Below are 15,578 nucleotides of genomic sequence, written 5' to 3' on the forward strand. Positions count from 1 at the left end.
GCCCGGCGTTCGAGTGAAAGCCTGTGCCCGTGAATCAATTTCCGAGGGGTATTCCCCATGAATTACAACTGGGACTGGAGCGTCTTCTTCAAGTCCACTGGCGTCGGCAGCGAGATCTACCTGGATTGGTACATCTCCGGCCTGGGCTGGACCATCGCCATTGCCGTGGTCGCCTGGATCATCGCCCTGCTGCTGGGCTCCGTGCTGGGTGTCATGCGCACCGTACCGAGCCGCTGGGTCTCGGGCATCGCGACCTGCTACGTCGAACTGTTCCGCAACGTGCCGTTGCTGGTGCAGCTGTTCATCTGGTATTTCCTGGTCCCCGACCTGCTGCCCGAAGGCATGCAAGAGTGGTACAAGCAGGACCTCAACCCGACTACCTCGGCATTCCTCAGTGTAGTGGTGTGCCTGGGCCTGTTCACCGCGGCGCGTGTCTGCGAGCAGGTGCGTACCGGTATTCAGGCGCTGCCCCACGGTCAGGAATCCGCCGCCAGGGCAATGGGCTTCCGCCTGCCGCAGATCTACTGGAACGTGCTGCTGCCACAGGCCTACCGCATCATCATTCCACCGCTTACCTCCGAATTCCTCAACGTGTTCAAGAACTCGTCGGTGGCATCGTTGATCGGCCTGATGGAATTGCTGGCGCAAACCAAGCAGACCGCGGAGTTCTCGGCCAACCTGTTCGAGGCCTTCACCCTGGCCACGCTGATCTACTTCACCCTGAACATGAGCCTGATGCTGTTGATGCGCGTGTTCGAGCGCAGACTCGCCGTGCCTGGGTTGATTTCCCTGGGAGGTAAATGATGGACTTCAGTGGAATCATTCCGGCGCTGCCGGGCATGTGGAACGGCATGGTCATGACCTTGCAGCTGATGGTGCTGGGCGTCATCGGCGGCATTGCCCTGGGCACGGTGCTGGCCTTGATGCGCCTGTCTTCGAACAAGCTGCTGTCGCGCTTCGCCGGTGCCTACGTCAACTACTTCCGCTCCATTCCGTTGCTGCTGGTCATCACCTGGTTCTACCTGGCGGTGCCTTTCGTGCTGCGCTGGATCACCGGCGAAGACACCCCGGTCGGTGCCTTCACCTCGTGCCTCGTGGCGTTCATGATGTTCGAGGCCGCGTACTTCTGTGAAATCGTGCGGGCCGGCGTGCAGTCCATCTCCAAGGGCCAGATGGGTGCCGCGCAAGCGCTGGGCATGAACTACGGTCAGACCATGCGCCTGATCATCCTGCCCCAGGCGTTCCGCAAGATGACCCCGCTGCTGCTGCAGCAGAGCATCATCCTGTTCCAGGACACTTCGCTGGTCTACACCGTGGGCCTGGTGGACTTTCTCAACTCGGCGCGCGCCAGCGGCGACATCATTGGCCGGGCCAATGAATTCCTGATCTTCGCCGGCGTGGTGTATTTCCTCATCAGCTTCAGCGCCTCCCTTCTGGTCAAGCGTCTGCAAAAAAGGTTAGCCGTATGATCTCCATCAAGAATATCAACAAGTGGTATGGCGACTTCCAGGTGCTCACCGATTGCAGCACCGACGTCAAGAAAGGTGAAGTGGTCGTGGTGTGCGGGCCTTCGGGTTCGGGCAAGTCGACCCTGATCAAGTGCGTGAATGCGCTGGAGCCTTTCCAGAAAGGCGACATCGTGGTCGACGGCACGTCCATCGCCGATCCCAAGACCAACCTGCCCAAGCTGCGTTCGCGCGTGGGCATGGTGTTCCAGCACTTCGAGCTGTTTCCGCACCTGACCATCACCGAAAACCTGACCATCGCGCAGATTAAGGTGCTGGGCCGCAGCAAGGAAGAAGCCACCAAAAAGGGCCTGCAGCTGCTCGAACGCGTCGGCCTCTCCGCCCACGCCCACAAGCACCCCGGCCAGCTGTCCGGCGGCCAGCAGCAGCGCGTGGCGATTGCCCGCGCCCTGGCCATGGACCCGGTAGTCATGCTGTTCGACGAACCGACTTCGGCGCTCGACCCGGAAATGGTCAACGAAGTGCTCGACGTGATGGTGCAACTGGCCCACGAAGGCATGACCATGATGTGCGTGACCCATGAAATGGGCTTTGCCCGCAAGGTGGCCAACCGGGTGATCTTCATGGACCAGGGACAGATCGTCGAAGACTGCCCCAAGGAAGAATTCTTCGGCGATGTCAGCGCGCGGTCCGATCGCGCCCAGCAGTTCCTCGCCAAGATCTTGCAGCACTGATGACCGGCCGTCCTGCGCCCGCACTGCCGGGCGCAGGACGCTGGCTGCATGAAGGCGACTGTGATGAAATGCCTGCCCGCCACAAAGCCTGACCTGATCGTGAAGCCCCGCCTGATTCGCCAATTGTTCCTGCCGCCGCTGATCCTGCTGTTGACGCTGGGCCTGGGCTACGTGGGTTTTCTGGTCAGCGAGCACAACAGCATTCGCGCCCTGAGCGAAAACGGCGAACGGCAGCTTGAACTGCACGCGCGCGCCGTCGAAAGCGAAATCACCAAGTACACCTACCTGCCCAGCCTGCTGGAACTCGAGGACAGTGTCTCGACCCTGCTCAACGAGCCCGACGGCGAGCACCGCCAGGCGGTCAACGATTACCTGGAAGGCCTCAATCGGCGCAGCCGCAGCCGCGCCATCTACGTGCTCGACACCACCGGCCGTGTACAGGCCACCAGCAACTGGCGCGATGCCGACAGTTTTCTCGGTGAGGACCTGTCATTCCGCGGTTATTTCCAGGCCGCCATTCGCGGCCAGCCCGGGCGTTTCTACGGCATCGGCAGCACCACCGGCGAGCCCGGCTACTTCCTCGCCCACGGCCTGGAGGAGCACGGCAAGCTGATCGGCGTGGCCGTGATCAAGGTGCGCCTGGAAGCACTGGAAGAGCGCTGGCAGAAGGCTCGCCTGGAGGCCTTCGTCAGCGACGAGAACGGCATCATCATTCTTTCCAGCGATCCGGCGCGGCGCCTGAAGTCGGTGCGTCCGTTGACTCCGGAAATCAAGGAACGCCTGGCGCGCAGCCTGCAGTACTACTGGTGGCCGCTCAACGAGCTCGAACCGCTCGCTCGCCAGCGTCTGGCCGATGGGGTGGAGTTGCTCACCTTCACGACCCACACCGACAAGCCGGGCAAGGACATCGACGTCACCTACCTGTCGCAGTCGCGGCGCCTGGCCGACACGCCTTGGCGCTTCACGCTGCTGACCTCCATGCAGGATCTGCGGCACGAAGCCATCGTGCAGGGCGTGCTCGTGGCCGTGGCCTTTGCCCTGCTAGCTTTCTTGCTGATTGCCTGGAACGAGCGACGCAAGGTGCTGGCCACCCGCCTTGCCGCCCGTGAAGCGCTGGAACAGGCCAACAGCCATCTGGAGCGGCGCATCGCCGAGCGTACCCAGGACCTGCGCGCCAGCAACGAACGCCTCAAGGGCCAGATTCGCGAACGCCGCCAGGCCGAGGAAACCCTGCGCAAGGCCCAGGACGAGCTGGTGCAGGCAGGCAAGCTGGCCGCCATCGGCCAGATGTCCACCAGTATCGCCCACGAGCTCAATCAACCGCTGGCAGCCTTGCGCACCCTGTCGGGCAATACCGTGCGCTTTCTGGAACGCGGTGCGCTGGACACGGCCAGCACCAACCTGAGCACCATGAATGAACTGATCGACCGCATGGGGCGCATCACCGCCAGCCTGCGCTCTTTCGCCCGCCGCGGCGACGACAAGGGCCAGGCCAGCCTGGGCAAGGCGCTGGACGGTGCGCTGCAGGTGCTCGCCAGTCGCATCGAGGCCAGTGGCCTGAACGTGCAGCGCAACTGCAGCGAAATGCAGCTGGCGATCGACCAGACCCGTCTGGAACAGATTCTGGTCAACCTGATCGGCAACGCCCTGGATGCCACTGCCGGCCAGCCGCAGCCCACGCTCTGGCTGGACGGCCGCATGGAGGGTGAGCGCTACGCCGTGCAGGTGCGCGACAACGGGCACGGCATCGACGTCGAGACACGCAAGCATCTGTTCGAGCCCTTTTTCACCACCAAGCCCGGCGAGCACGGGCTGGGGCTGGGGCTGACCCTGTCGGCCAGCCTGGCGGCGGCCGCCGGTGGCAACCTGGCCGTCGAGCACCCCGCCGACGGTGGCACCACTTTCATTCTCAGCCTGCCGCTTGCGGCAGCGTCGCCCAGCGAGTCGCCATGAACGCCTTGACCGTCCTGATCGTCGAAGACGACCCCCACGTACTGCTCGGCTGCCAGCAGGCCCTGGCGCTGGAAGACATTCCCAGCCAGGGCGTGGCCAGCGCCGAGGCCGCGCTGGCCTGCATCGGCGACGATTTCGCCGGCATCGTGGTCAGCGATATCCGCCTGCCCGGCATGGACGGCCTGGAACTGCTGAGCCAGCTGAAGGCGCGTGACCCCAGCCTGCCCGTGGTGCTGATCACCGGCCACGGCGACATTTCCATGGCCGTGGGGGCCATGCGCAGCGGCGCCTATGACTTCATGGAGAAGCCCTTCTCGCCCGAGCGCCTGGTGGACGTGGTGCGCCGCGCGCTGGAGCGACGCGGGCTGGCGCGCGAGGTCAGTTCGCTGCGTCGTCAGTTGGCCGAACGCAGTTCGCTGGAAGGCCGCATCATTGGCCGCTCGCCCGCCATGCACAATCTGCGCGAGCTGATCGCCAACGTCGCCGACACCTCGGCCAACGTGTTGATCGAGGGTGAAACCGGGACCGGCAAGGAACTGGTCGCCCGCTGCCTGCACGATTTCAGCCGGCGCCAGCCGCAGCCATTCGTGGCGCTCAATTGCGGCGGCCTGCCGGAACAGCTGTTCGAAAGCGAGATCTTCGGCCATGAAGCCAATGCCTTCACCGGCGCCGGCAAGCGCCGCATCGGCAAGATCGAGCATGCCGACCAGGGCACGCTGTTTCTCGACGAAGTGGAAAGCATGCCGATACCGCTGCAGATCAAGCTGCTGCGGGTACTGCAGGAGCGCACACTGGAACGCCTGGGGTCGAACCAGAGCATTGCCGTCGACTGTCGCCTGATCGCCGCCACCAAGGCCGACCTGGACGCGTTGAGCCGACAGAACCAGTTCCGCAGCGACCTGTATTACCGCCTCAACGTGGTGACCCTGGAACTGCCGCCGCTGCGCGAGCGCCGTGAAGACATTCTCGAGCTGTTCGAGCATTTCCTGCAGATGGCCGCGCTGCGCTTCGACCGTGAGCCGCCCGAGCTCGATGCACCAACCTTGTCGCGCCTGATGAGCCATGACTGGCCCGGCAACGTCCGCGAGCTACGCAACGTGGCCGAGCGCTACGCACTGGGTTTGCCGGCCTTCAAGAAGAACGGTGCAGCCACCGTGGTCAGCCTGGGCTTTTCCGAAGCGGTGGAAGCGTTCGAGCGCAACCTGCTGACCGAGGCCCTGCAGCGTACGGCGGGCAATCTCAGCCAGGCCAGCCTCGAGCTGGGCATGGCCAAGACCACCCTGTTCGACAAGGTCAAGAAATACGGGCTGAACTGAGATAGGTGATTGGCTTGCGGGCCTCTTCGCGGGCGCTGCACTCTCCCACAAGGGTTTGGACTAAACGGAGCCGCTGTGGGAGCGGGCTCTGCCCGCGAAGAGGCCCTCCCCGACACCCAGTCAGCTACAACCCCGCCAACACCCCCTCGCGCTGGCGCTGCTGCGCCAGGTAAGGCAGCACCGCACCCAGCAGCGGCGCCTTGAAGGCTTCCTGGAAACGATGCGCCAACCCCGGTATGAGCCGTAACTGACTGCCTTGGATATGCGCCGCCAGATGCACCCCGTGCATCACCGGCAACAACGGATCGGCCGTGCCGTGCACCACCAGTGTCGGCACCCGCAGGCGATTGAGCAGCGCCACGCGGCTGGGCTCGGCAAGAATCGCCAGGATCTGCCGCTGCACCCCTTGCGGATTGAACGCCCGATCGTATGACAGCTGTGCCTGATGCAGCAATTCGGCGCGGTCGTCGGCGACCTGCGGGCTGCCCAGCGCCGCCAGCAAATCGGCCTGCTGCTCCAGTGCCAGTTCACGGTTCGGCGCGCTGCGCTTGGCCAGCAGTTGCAGCAACGCCGGGCGCGGCTCGGGCAGGCCCGGCGCACCCGAGCTGGACATGATCAAGGTCAGGCTCTGCACCCGCTGCGGCGCACGATCGGCCAGGCGCTGAGCGATCATTCCACCCATGCTGGCGCCCAGCACGTGGAAACGCTGCACCTGCAGGGCGTCCATCAGCCCCAGTGCGTCGTCGGCCATGTCGGTCAGGCTGTACGGGGCCGACACCGCCAAGCCCAGCTTGTAGCGCAGCACCTCGAATGTGAGGTTGGCCGACGGCGGCGCCTGTGACCAGGTGGACAGGCCGACATCGCGATTATCGAAGCGAATCACTCGAAAGCCCTGCTCACAGAGGGCGCTGACCACCTCGTCGGGCCAATCGATCAACTGTCCACCCAGCCCCATCACCAGCAACAGCGCAGGGTCCTGCGCACGTCCGATACTTTGATAGGCCAGGCTGACCTGAGCCAGCGGAGCGTGTTGAAGCGGAACATCGACATCGCAGCGCGCAGCTGCAAAAACCCACTGCCCGCACAGCAGCGCGGCCAGGAACACCAATAGACGCATGACTTACACCAGAACGCAGAACCCCATTGAGGCGCAAGTCTGATGACTTTTCATGCAGCGCGCTGCCACAGTTCTGTGACCGTTTGATGAACTCCGCCATACGGTCTTCCGTCCGATCTCAGGCCAGCCGCTGACGGGCCTGGCGCGCCGCCGCCACCATGTTGATCAGCGCCGCTTCGGTTTCGGGCCAGGCACGGGTCTTCAACCCGCAATCAGGGTTGACCCACAGCCGTTCGGCCGGGATCCGCGCCGCGGCCAAGGTCAACAGGCGCAGCATCTGCTCAGTGTCAGGCACGTGCGGTGAATGGATGTCGTATACCCCCGGACCCATGTCGTTGGGGTAGTCGAAGGCCTCGAACGCCTCCAGCAGCTCCATGTCCGAGCGCGACGTCTCGATGGTAATCACATCGGCATCCATGGCTGCGATGGCCTGGATCACGTCGTTGAACTCGCTGTAGCACATGTGCGTATGAATCTGCGTGGCATCGGCCACGCCACTGGAGCACAGGCGGAACGCCTGCACGGCCCACTCCAGATAGGCAGGCCACTGCGCTCGGCGCAGCGGCAGGCCCTCGCGAAATGCCGCTTCGTCGATCTGGATGATGCGTACCCCCGCGCGCTCCAGGTCCTGCACTTCGTCGCGAACCGCGAGGGCCAACTGCCGCGCCTGGACTTCCCGGGGCAGGTCTTCGCGGGCGAACGACCATGCCAGCAAGGTCACCGGGCCGGTCAGCATGCCCTTGACCCACTTGGCCGTCTGCCGCTGGGCGTAAGTGATCCAGTCCACGGTCATGGCGTGGTCGCGGCTGATGTCGCCGTAGATGACCGCAGGCTTGACGCAGCGCGAGCCATAGCTTTGCACCCAGCCGAACCGCGTCAGCAGATAGCCGTCCAGTTGCTCGGCGAAGTATTCCACCATGTCGTTGCGCTCGGCCTCGCCGTGTACCAGCACATCCAGGCCCAGGCGCTCCTGGACCTGGATCGCATGACGAATCTCGCAATGCATGGCATCGGTGTAGTCGTTGGCCGAGAGCTTGCCGGCCTTGTAGGCCTGACGGGCCAGACGAATCGACGCGGTTTGCGGGAAGGAACCGATGGTGGTGGTGGGAAACGCCGGCAGGCGCAATTGCGCGCGCTGGACTTCGATGCGCGCGGCGAAGGCCGACGGCCGCCGACAGTCGGCGGCCGTGACCGCAGCCAGACGCGCTTGCACGGCAGGCTTGTGAATGCGCGGCGACTGCAGCCGGCTGGCCTGAACCGCCTGGCTCTGTGCCAGGGCCTGGCGTACCTGCGCAGCATCGGGCGTGTTCAGCGCCTGGCCAAGTACGGCGATCTCCTCGCACTTCTGCACGGCGAAGGCCAGCCAGCCCTTGAGTTCGGCATCGAGCCGGTCCTCGCGGCGCACATCGACCGGGCTGTGCAGCAGCGAGCACGAGCTTGCGACCCACAGGTTGGCACCAAAGCGCTCGCGGGCCTGGTGCAGCGACACCAGTGCCTGCGCCAGATCGCAGCGCCAGACGTTGCGACCGTTGACCACTCCGAGCGACAGCACCTTGTAGGTCGGCAGACGGTCGAGCACGGCAGGCAGCTGTTCGGGTGCACGCACCAAGTCGACGTGCAGGCCGTCCACCGGCAGGCCCACCGCCAGGCCAAGGTTATCGTCGAGGCCGCCAAAGTAGGTCGCCAGCAGCTTCTTGAGCGGCGAATACTGAAGGATGTGATAAGCGCGCTCGAACGCGTTCTTCCATTCCTGGGGCAGATCCAGACACAAGATCGGTTCGTCGATCTGCACCCACTCGACGCCCTGCCTGGCCAGGCGCGAGAGGATTTCACCGTACACCGGCAGCAGTCGTTCGAGCAGATCGAGCTTGTCGAAGGGCTGGCCCTTGGTCTTGCCCAGCCACAGGTAGGTGAGCGGCCCGATCAGCACCGGCTTGACCTTGTGCCCCAGGGCGATGGCCTCGTCGACTTCCTCGAACAATTGCTCCCAGCTGAGCAGGAAGCGCTGGTCGGCGCTGAACTCGGGCACCAGGTAGTGATAATTGGTATCGAACCACTTGGTCAGCTCCAGTGCGTGCTGCGCCTGGCCTGCTTCGCCGTTGCAGCAGGTGTTGGCACCGCGGGCCATGGCGAACAGGGTATCGAGCGTGGGCCGGCCGTCGCTGCCCAGGGCCTTGGCGAATCGACTGGGCACCGCGCCGAAAGCCAGCGAATGGGCGAGCATCTGGTCATACCAGGCAAAGTCGCCCACCGGCAGCAACTCGACACCGGCCTGCGCCTGCAGCTGCCAGTGACGGGCACGCAGCTCGCGCCCTGCAAGGCGCAGCCCTGCCTGGTCGATGTCGCCTTTCCAATACGCTTCGAGCGCCTTCTTCAGTTCGCGGTCGGCGCCGATGCGAGGAAAGCCGAGGGTGTGGGCCAGTGCCATGGGTGCAGCTCCTTGTAAATGATGGCGCCATTGTCGACAACCTGGGCAACATGAGACAAACTCAATCTTTTCGTGTTGATCACAAGTTCTGCTCATGGAGACCCCGGTGCTCGAAATCCGTCACCTGAAAACCCTGCACGCCCTGCGCGAGGCCGATAGCCTGGTGGAAGCCGCCGAGCGTCTGCACCTGACCCAATCGGCACTCTCCCATCAATTCAAGGAGCTGGAAGAGCGCCTGGGCCTGCAGCTGTTCGTGCGCAAGACCAAGCCGATCCGCTTCACCAGCGCCGGGCTGCGCCTTCTGCAATTGGCCGATGCCACGCTGCCACTGCTACGGGGTGCCGAGCGCGACATCGCCCGGCTGGCCGGTGGCACGGCGGGTCGGCTGCACATGGCCATCGAATGCCACAGCTGCTTCCAATGGCTGATGCCGACCATCGACCAGTTCCGCGATGCCTGGCCGGAAGTGGAACTGGACCTGGCCTCCGGCTTCGCCTTCGCGCCACTGCCAGCCCTGGCCCGCGGCGACCTAGACCTGGTGGTCACTTCGGACCCGCTGGAACTGCCCGGCATTACCTATGTGCCGCTGTTCACCTACGAAGCCATGCTGGCGGTGGCCAACCAGCACGCGCTGGCGGGCAAGCCCTTCATCGTGCCGGAAGACCTGGCCAGTGAAACACTCATCACCTACCCGGTGGAGCGCGATCGACTGGACATCTTCACCCGCTTCCTGGAGCCGGCCGATATCGAGCCGGCGCAAGTGCGCACCTCGGAACTGACGGTGATGATGATGCAGTTGGTGGCCAGCGGCAGAGGCGTGTGTGGCATGCCGCACTGGGCGTTGCACGAGTACAGTTCACGGGGCTATGTGAAGGCCAAGCGCCTGGGCGACAAAGGCCTGTTCGCCACGCTGTACGCGGCCGTGCGTACCGATATGCTCGACGCTCCGTACATGCGCGACTTTCTCCTCACGGCCAAGGACACCTCGTTTTCGACCCTGGACGGCGTCAGCGCGGTACGTTGATCGCCTGCTGCTGGAAACGCCCTCAGCGGGCCATCCCCTCAGTGGACTATCCCCTCAATGGACTATCTAAGTAGCGCCCTGGCCTGGCGCGCAAGGTTCGTAATGTCGAGCGCGATGACCGCACCGGTCATCACCTCGACCTCAGGAACCGGGTTACATGCGCGATGCCAATCACACCTTCACTACTCGCCCGCTCGCATACCGCATCTATCCGATGCGCCACGACCATCTGTTGCAGGAGGGCTCCCTGCTTTGGGAACGCGCGCGCGCACGCTTGCAAGCACTCTTGCGCAGCGCCCCGCGCGCCCGCGATGCCCGCTCGATGCCCAACGCGGCGCCTGCGCGGGAGCAGGCACTGCAGCAGCGCTGGCTCGACTACTGGAACGGTCGCGCTGCGCATACTGCCATCTCGCGCCGCGCTGCAGCCGAGCAGGCCTTCCTCGACCATCTGCAGGCAGCCGCACGCCTGGCCTACTACCACGGACAGCTGAGCCACGCGCAACTGCTGCCACTGCTGACCTTGCTGGAAGGCGCAAACACCGCCGCAACAGCGTCGATCCATGTGCACACCCTTGCACTGCACAGGGCCGAGGGCGCAAGACTGCAAGCGCCTGGTGCACTGCTGCTGACCCAGGTCGGCGACGGGCCTGCGGCGCAGCTGCTCTATCTGCCCTGCGGCGATCCGGCGCTGATCGCATTCGCTGATCGGCCCGCGTTGCACACCTATCTGCTGAAACACCGCTCGCAGATATGGACTCGGGCAACGGAGCAGACCGATGCCGCGATCGAGCTGAGCTATCCGCCAGCACAATTGGCCAGCGCCTGCGAGCAATGGCTGGACGACTGCGGCAGGCGCTATGTGGAAGAGGCACGCACCTTCCTCGCCGCCCGTGAACGGAACTCGAGCGCAAGCCCCGGCGAAGCCGCGATGCTGTCGGCCAGCGAACCGCCATTCGCCCGCCTGGCCTCGTTCGACGCACCCGAACCGGCGCAGCCGAGCGATGATTTTGCAGCCTTCGGCAGTCTGAGTCCGGACATTCCCCAGAGCCAGCGATGGGCCGAGGTCAAGCGCCAGCACCAGGCAATGCTGGACCTGCTCGGCGATGAGCTTCGCGCGGGCGCAGACAGTCCCGGGTGGGTGCGCTTGAAAGCATTGCTGACGACCCTGACCGGCACCCAGCAGCGCGCAGCCCAGGCCGCGGCAGGGTTGCTCGAGTCTGCAAGGCTGGAGGACCTCTATCGTCTGCGCTACTTGCCCAACGTGCACTATTCGGCGCTTTACCAGGCCCGTCTGGACGGTCTGCGCGCCGAAGTGGCCGTGCAACAGGCGCTGGGCCTGTTGACCACGGCTCAGGTACAACTGATGCGCGCCGTGGTGTCGCATCCGCAAGCCAGCAAACGCGGTGCCGAGGCCGGTATTGCCTGCGCCCTGACCCTGTCCATGTCGAACGTGACGGGCAGCGGCACCACCACCCATGTCCATGAACTGCACGGCGTGGCGGCATTCATGCACCCGCAGGCCCTGGAAGGCACAGGCTTTGTAATGCTGTACTGGCCGGGGCTGGGCGGCGGGCTGCAGGCCTTCCAATCGCTGGCCCAGCTCAAGCGTTCGTTGTTGCGCCTGGACAGCAGCGCAGACGCCATCACCTTGAAGCTGTCCCCGGTCGCGGGCGATATCTTCGACTACGGCCTGCAAGGTCAATTGCACGCCTGCGAGGCGCAGGCCAGCGAGCTCATCGAAAAGCTGCCCGCCGCGACTCACTCGGCGCAGCGCCTGGAAGCCTTGCAACGACTCACCACACACACCTGCGAGCAACTGCTGGTACCCACTCACGCCGCGCGGGACCGGGCCTATGTTCAACTGACCCAGGAGGGTTTCAGTGACCGCCTGGAAAGCGGCCTGCCCACTTGGCTGAAAACCCTGGAGGCCGATGATCGCCTGCGCCTCAAGTCGCTGATCAGCGATTACATCGGCGCCGCACGCGCGTCGAATCGTCAATTGGAACGTGATCTGCCGGATCTGGACCAGTACGCCGACGCGTTGCTGCAGCAGCGACTGCGCAGCGATTTCAACCTGACCGAGGACGTCGCGGTGGTGATCGATATCCCTGACCGGGTAGTCCATCGCAGGCACCCGGTGGCCGGCTCCGGGGCGCCCGGCACACCCCAGCACAGCGTGCCCACACCCGATGCCAAGCGCACACCGTGGCCGCTCGGCCGTCTGGCGCAGCACAATATCGATGCCGACATGTTGCAGCGCCTGGGCTTCATGCGCGTGCAGGTGACCGGTGCCGATAACGAACAATGCGTGCGAGTGGCGGCAGGTATCGACCTGAACTACCTGCGACGAACGATCACCGACCTGAATGTGGCGCAAGCGTGCGAAGACAAGATCCGCCAAGCGTTTCTCGGCCGCACGGACCAGGCCCCGTACGCCTTGGCCCATCAACGTGAGTGCCTGCTCGAACCGGTGCGGCTGATGCTGCACATGCAAAGCGAGTACGCGCGCCATCAAGGCAGTATCAGCCGCAGCGGCATCGCCCTGGCATTGCTTGCCACCGATGCCGGCAGCGCTCTGGCCTATCAGGCAGGTGGCCGTGACGTGCAACTGCTGCCGGCTCGGCTGATGGCCGGCGGCAGCGATACCGACGATTCCCCCACCACGTTGTCCGGGGTCATCTTCATTCATGATCGCAAGGGTGGCCAGACCCTGCTGTACTTGCCCGACGCCCCCGACCAGCGCTGCCTGCGCGAGTTCGCAAGCCTGGAAGAAGCGCGTCTGCGCCTGTTCGCCCTGACGTTCGACGGCAAGATGGCCGACTATCTGGCCGATCGGGCCATCGTCGGCAACACCGCCAGCCACAAGGCGCGGATCGAACAGGCAGGCCTGCGCGGCTTCGACCGCTTGATCGGCATAGGTCGCCCCTGGCCGGCAACGACTTCGCTCGCCAGCCATCTGCTCGACGCGCACATGGGCCGGCTGGTCGAAGCCCAGCGCCGACGCGGGCGCAGCAACGACGTCTTGTATCTGCAGCAAGCGGCGCTGGCCCATGGCAATGTCTTCAACTACCTGAAAATGGCCATCGGCGTGCTGCCGTTCGTAGGCACGGCAGTGGCCTTGTTCGACGTCTGGACGGCCGCCAATGCAGCGGTCGGTGCGCTGCGTGGCGGCCAGTTCGGCGAAGCGCTCAACCAGCTCGAGGCCTTGCTCTGCGCCCTGATCGACGCGGCCATGGACGTCCTGCCGGGCGCCGTTTCGGTACCTGGTGGCGGCCGCATGCTCGCGCGCAATCGCCAATGGTCGATGCTGGCGCGGCGTGCAGGCGCACCCGGCCCGACCCAGCACGCTCCGACCGGCCTGCCCAGCCCATTCACCGGCTACCAATACACCCTCCCGCTGGACCTCAGTGGCTTGCAGCCCGCCAGCCATGGCCTGTACCGGGGCATCTATCGCCACGCCAAAGGCGATTTCATCCTGCGCGACGGCCTGCCCTACCAGGTCACGCTGCACGCCAGCCCCCAGACCTGGCGGCTGCACGGCACCACGGGCAAGACCTACCGACAGCCCATCGCACTGGACCCGACCGGGCGCTGGCAAACCCACGGAGCGCTGTACGGCACACTGGTGGAGAACGGTCTGGCCGGCGGCGGTGGCGTGCTCGGCTACCTGGGCCACCGCGCGGCGGATGGCCTGCAACCGCTCTGGCCCGTCGCCATCCGCGAACGCCTGCCACGCTGGCTGGTGGATCGCCAGTACCGTCGCCACTTCGAACTGTCCAGCAGCATCGACCACCACAACAAGCTGCTGCGCGAGCAGCTGAACCGCAATGAAGCGCTGATCATGGAACACGCCGCCGACCCGCGCCAACGGGCCAGTGCCGAAGCCGCCTGCGCCAGTGACATCGCCCGGGGCGAGGCGCTGTACCGACTGCTGCAGGAGCATGAGGGCTATGTGTCGCGCGACTTTCTCAAGCGCAACCGGCAGTTCCAGAGCGAGGTGGCCTATATCGTTGCCGGGCGCAGGATCAACCATGCGAACCTGGCCAGGCGCTGGATCACCGAACTGACCGACACCCTCAATCAAACCCGTCCTGCCGGCGAACTGTTCGATCTGCCACAACGGCAGATGCTCGAACAGCGCCGCAGCCGCCTGGCCCTGGACGAGCAATTCGGCCTCATGGAACAGCGCCTGCAGCAGGCGCGCAGCTGGGCCGAACGCGTGACCCAGCGCAGCCAACGCGCGCCCCTGCGTGAGGTGCTCGAGGGCACGGCCGAAGTCGACCTGGAGATTGCCCGGGCCTCCAACCTGACCCAACTGGCGCACAAGACCGCCAACGCCAGTGATATTGCGCAGATGTTCCACCTGCTCGACACCCACGCCATGAGAAACCGCTTCCACCATGGCTTGGAAAGCCATTTCCAGCTGCTGGAAACCGCCGCCGGGCTGCGCGAAAGGCAGAATGTGCTGCGCAGTTCACGGCAGATCTACGTGGAGTACCGCAACCAGCTGAACACGTGGGTACGCAACCGTCCGGATCGCTTCGAGCTTGCTCCGTTCGAAGGCATGATCCAGTCCCTGAATCGCTTGATCGAACATGCCGACCGGACGATGCCGCAACTGAGCAATGGGGCGCAGCGGGCGAAACCCGCGAGTCGCGCCACGCGACGAGTGTTCGAAACCCACGAGCATGATTTCTTCATCGGTGACGCTGGCCAGGCGGCAGACGGCGAGCAGATTTTCACCCTGACCGGTGCGGGCGGCAGGCTCGAAACCTATCGGCGCGTGGCGGGCCAGTGGCGCCTGCAAGATGCCCCGTCAGACGGTTCGGCGCACACTCCATCGCGCCCCCTGCCCGCGCTGATTGCCGAGGGCCAGACCTGGCTCGACGCCACCCCCGCCCATGAACGGCGGGTGCAGCGTTATGCGCTGCCGGGGGAAGCGCCCGCGAATCTGGAAGACCTCATGGTCAATCAGGGCCGGCAGCTGGAACTGCGTGCCCACGCGATCGAACAGCAGGCGCCGGCGCACGAACTTGCTCAACGCCTGCGCGCCCGCGCCAGAGAGCTCCGAGCCAAGGGCCGGGCATTGCGGATTCGTCAGGCCATGAACAGCCAAACGCCGACCGAGGGTTATCTGGACTATCTGGTCGAACAGCGCCAGGTCGATATCGTGCAGGTGGGGACGCGCCGCGACATCGCGAGCGCGAGGGATGAGGCTGATTTCCTGCAGGAGTACGTCATCCGCGACATCGGCGTCCAGCCGCCCGTGCCCCTGTGGTACGCGCACTTTCACTATCGTCGGGAGCGGGCTGCCTTCGAGCAGTTCGACAAGGCGCACATCAAGCGCGCCGAGCAACGCACGCTCGGCTTGCGCTGGCAAGAGGCCCACGGCAGCGATGCACAGCGCATCTGGCGCGGGCCCATCGGCAAGCCGCTGGCGGTGAAACTCTTCGGGGGATTGCAGGCGTGAACCGCCTGCCATGAACCGCTGCGCGACGCCCTCGGCGGCGAATGAAAACCGGCTTTCGAGGCACGTCGCT

General features: G+C 65.0%; 9 protein-coding genes. 7 read left to right on the forward strand and 2 right to left on the reverse strand.

Translation table 11 applies throughout. From position 1 onward, the window contains the following. Positions 1-57 precede the first annotated feature (57 nt). The 5 genes from IFU31_RS05115 to IFU31_RS05135 all read left to right on the forward strand — a co-directional run bounded on the left by IFU31_RS05115 (position 58) and on the right by IFU31_RS05135 (position 5,469). Positions 58-804, forward strand: a complete 747-nt coding sequence (locus IFU31_RS05115) for an amino acid ABC transporter permease (protein ID WP_122476340.1) — start codon at positions 58-60, stop codon at positions 802-804. Beyond that, on the forward strand, positions 801-1,469 hold the full coding sequence (locus IFU31_RS05120) for an amino acid ABC transporter permease (protein WP_163007425.1): 669 nt from the start codon (positions 801-803) through the stop codon (positions 1,467-1,469). The genes IFU31_RS05115 and IFU31_RS05120 overlap by 4 nt, the downstream gene beginning before the upstream one ends. Beyond that, positions 1,466-2,200 carry an amino acid ABC transporter ATP-binding protein gene (locus tag IFU31_RS05125; RefSeq protein ID WP_122476344.1) on the forward strand — a complete coding sequence of 245 codons (735 nt, stop codon included), beginning with the start codon at positions 1,466-1,468 and terminating at the stop codon, positions 2,198-2,200. Before IFU31_RS05120 ends, IFU31_RS05125 begins: the two co-directional genes overlap by 4 nt. Positions 2,201-2,263: 63 nt before the next feature. Beyond that, a complete protein-coding gene (locus IFU31_RS05130; protein WP_185794338.1) occupies positions 2,264-4,153 on the forward strand; it encodes a sensor histidine kinase in 1,890 nt (629 codons plus the stop codon). After that, positions 4,150-5,469, forward strand: coding sequence for a sigma-54-dependent transcriptional regulator (locus tag IFU31_RS05135; protein WP_122476348.1), 1,320 nt, complete (start codon positions 4,150-4,152; stop codon positions 5,467-5,469). The genes IFU31_RS05130 and IFU31_RS05135 overlap by 4 nt, the downstream gene beginning before the upstream one ends. Before the next feature lie 124 nt (positions 5,470-5,593). Here the strand turns inward: IFU31_RS05135 and IFU31_RS05140 are convergent, their stop codons facing one another. Then, positions 5,594-6,586, reverse strand: a complete 993-nt coding sequence (locus tag IFU31_RS05140) for an alpha/beta fold hydrolase (RefSeq protein ID WP_122476350.1) — start codon at positions 6,584-6,586, stop codon at positions 5,594-5,596. A gap of 118 nt (positions 6,587-6,704) precedes the next feature. Next, complete coding sequence (metE, locus tag IFU31_RS05145) at positions 6,705-9,014, reverse strand: 5-methyltetrahydropteroyltriglutamate--homocysteine S-methyltransferase (RefSeq protein ID WP_192102445.1); 2,310 nt, start codon at positions 9,012-9,014, stop codon at positions 6,705-6,707. Positions 9,015-9,120: 106 nt separating this feature from the next. Here metE and metR point away from each other — a divergent pair, with 106 nt between their 5' ends. Beyond that, on the forward strand, positions 9,121-10,038 hold the full coding sequence (metR, locus tag IFU31_RS05150; protein WP_043193202.1) for a transcriptional regulator MetR: 918 nt from the start codon (positions 9,121-9,123) through the stop codon (positions 10,036-10,038). Between the two features lie 157 nt (positions 10,039-10,195). Beyond that, entirely contained in the window at positions 10,196-15,508 is a 5,313-nt protein-coding gene (locus IFU31_RS05155) for a dermonecrotic toxin domain-containing protein (RefSeq protein ID WP_192102446.1), read from the forward strand. Positions 15,509-15,578: the final 70 nt, after the last annotated feature.

It is taken from the genome of Pseudomonas sp. CFBP 13602 (genome assembly GCF_014842725.1).
Taxonomy (GTDB): Bacteria; Pseudomonadota; Gammaproteobacteria; order Pseudomonadales; family Pseudomonadaceae; genus Aquipseudomonas; species Aquipseudomonas baltica.

Coding starts and splice junctions, on each gene's coding strand:
- IFU31_RS05115 (WP_122476340.1), top strand. CDS start 58: ATGAATTACAACTGGGACTGGAGCGTCTTCTTCAAGTCCACTGGCGTC.
- IFU31_RS05130 (WP_185794338.1), top strand. CDS start 2,264: ATGAAATGCCTGCCCGCCACAAAGCCTGACCTGATCGTGAAGCCCCGC.
- IFU31_RS05120 (WP_163007425.1), top strand. CDS start 801: ATGATGGACTTCAGTGGAATCATTCCGGCGCTGCCGGGCATGTGGAAC.
- IFU31_RS05155 (WP_192102446.1), top strand. CDS start 10,196: ATGCGCGATGCCAATCACACCTTCACTACTCGCCCGCTCGCATACCGC.
- metE (WP_192102445.1), bottom strand. CDS start 9,014: ATGGCACTGGCCCACACCCTCGGCTTTCCTCGCATCGGCGCCGACCGC.
- IFU31_RS05135 (WP_122476348.1), top strand. CDS start 4,150: ATGAACGCCTTGACCGTCCTGATCGTCGAAGACGACCCCCACGTACTG.
- IFU31_RS05140 (WP_122476350.1), bottom strand. CDS start 6,586: ATGCGTCTATTGGTGTTCCTGGCCGCGCTGCTGTGCGGGCAGTGGGTT.
- IFU31_RS05125 (WP_122476344.1), top strand. CDS start 1,466: ATGATCTCCATCAAGAATATCAACAAGTGGTATGGCGACTTCCAGGTG.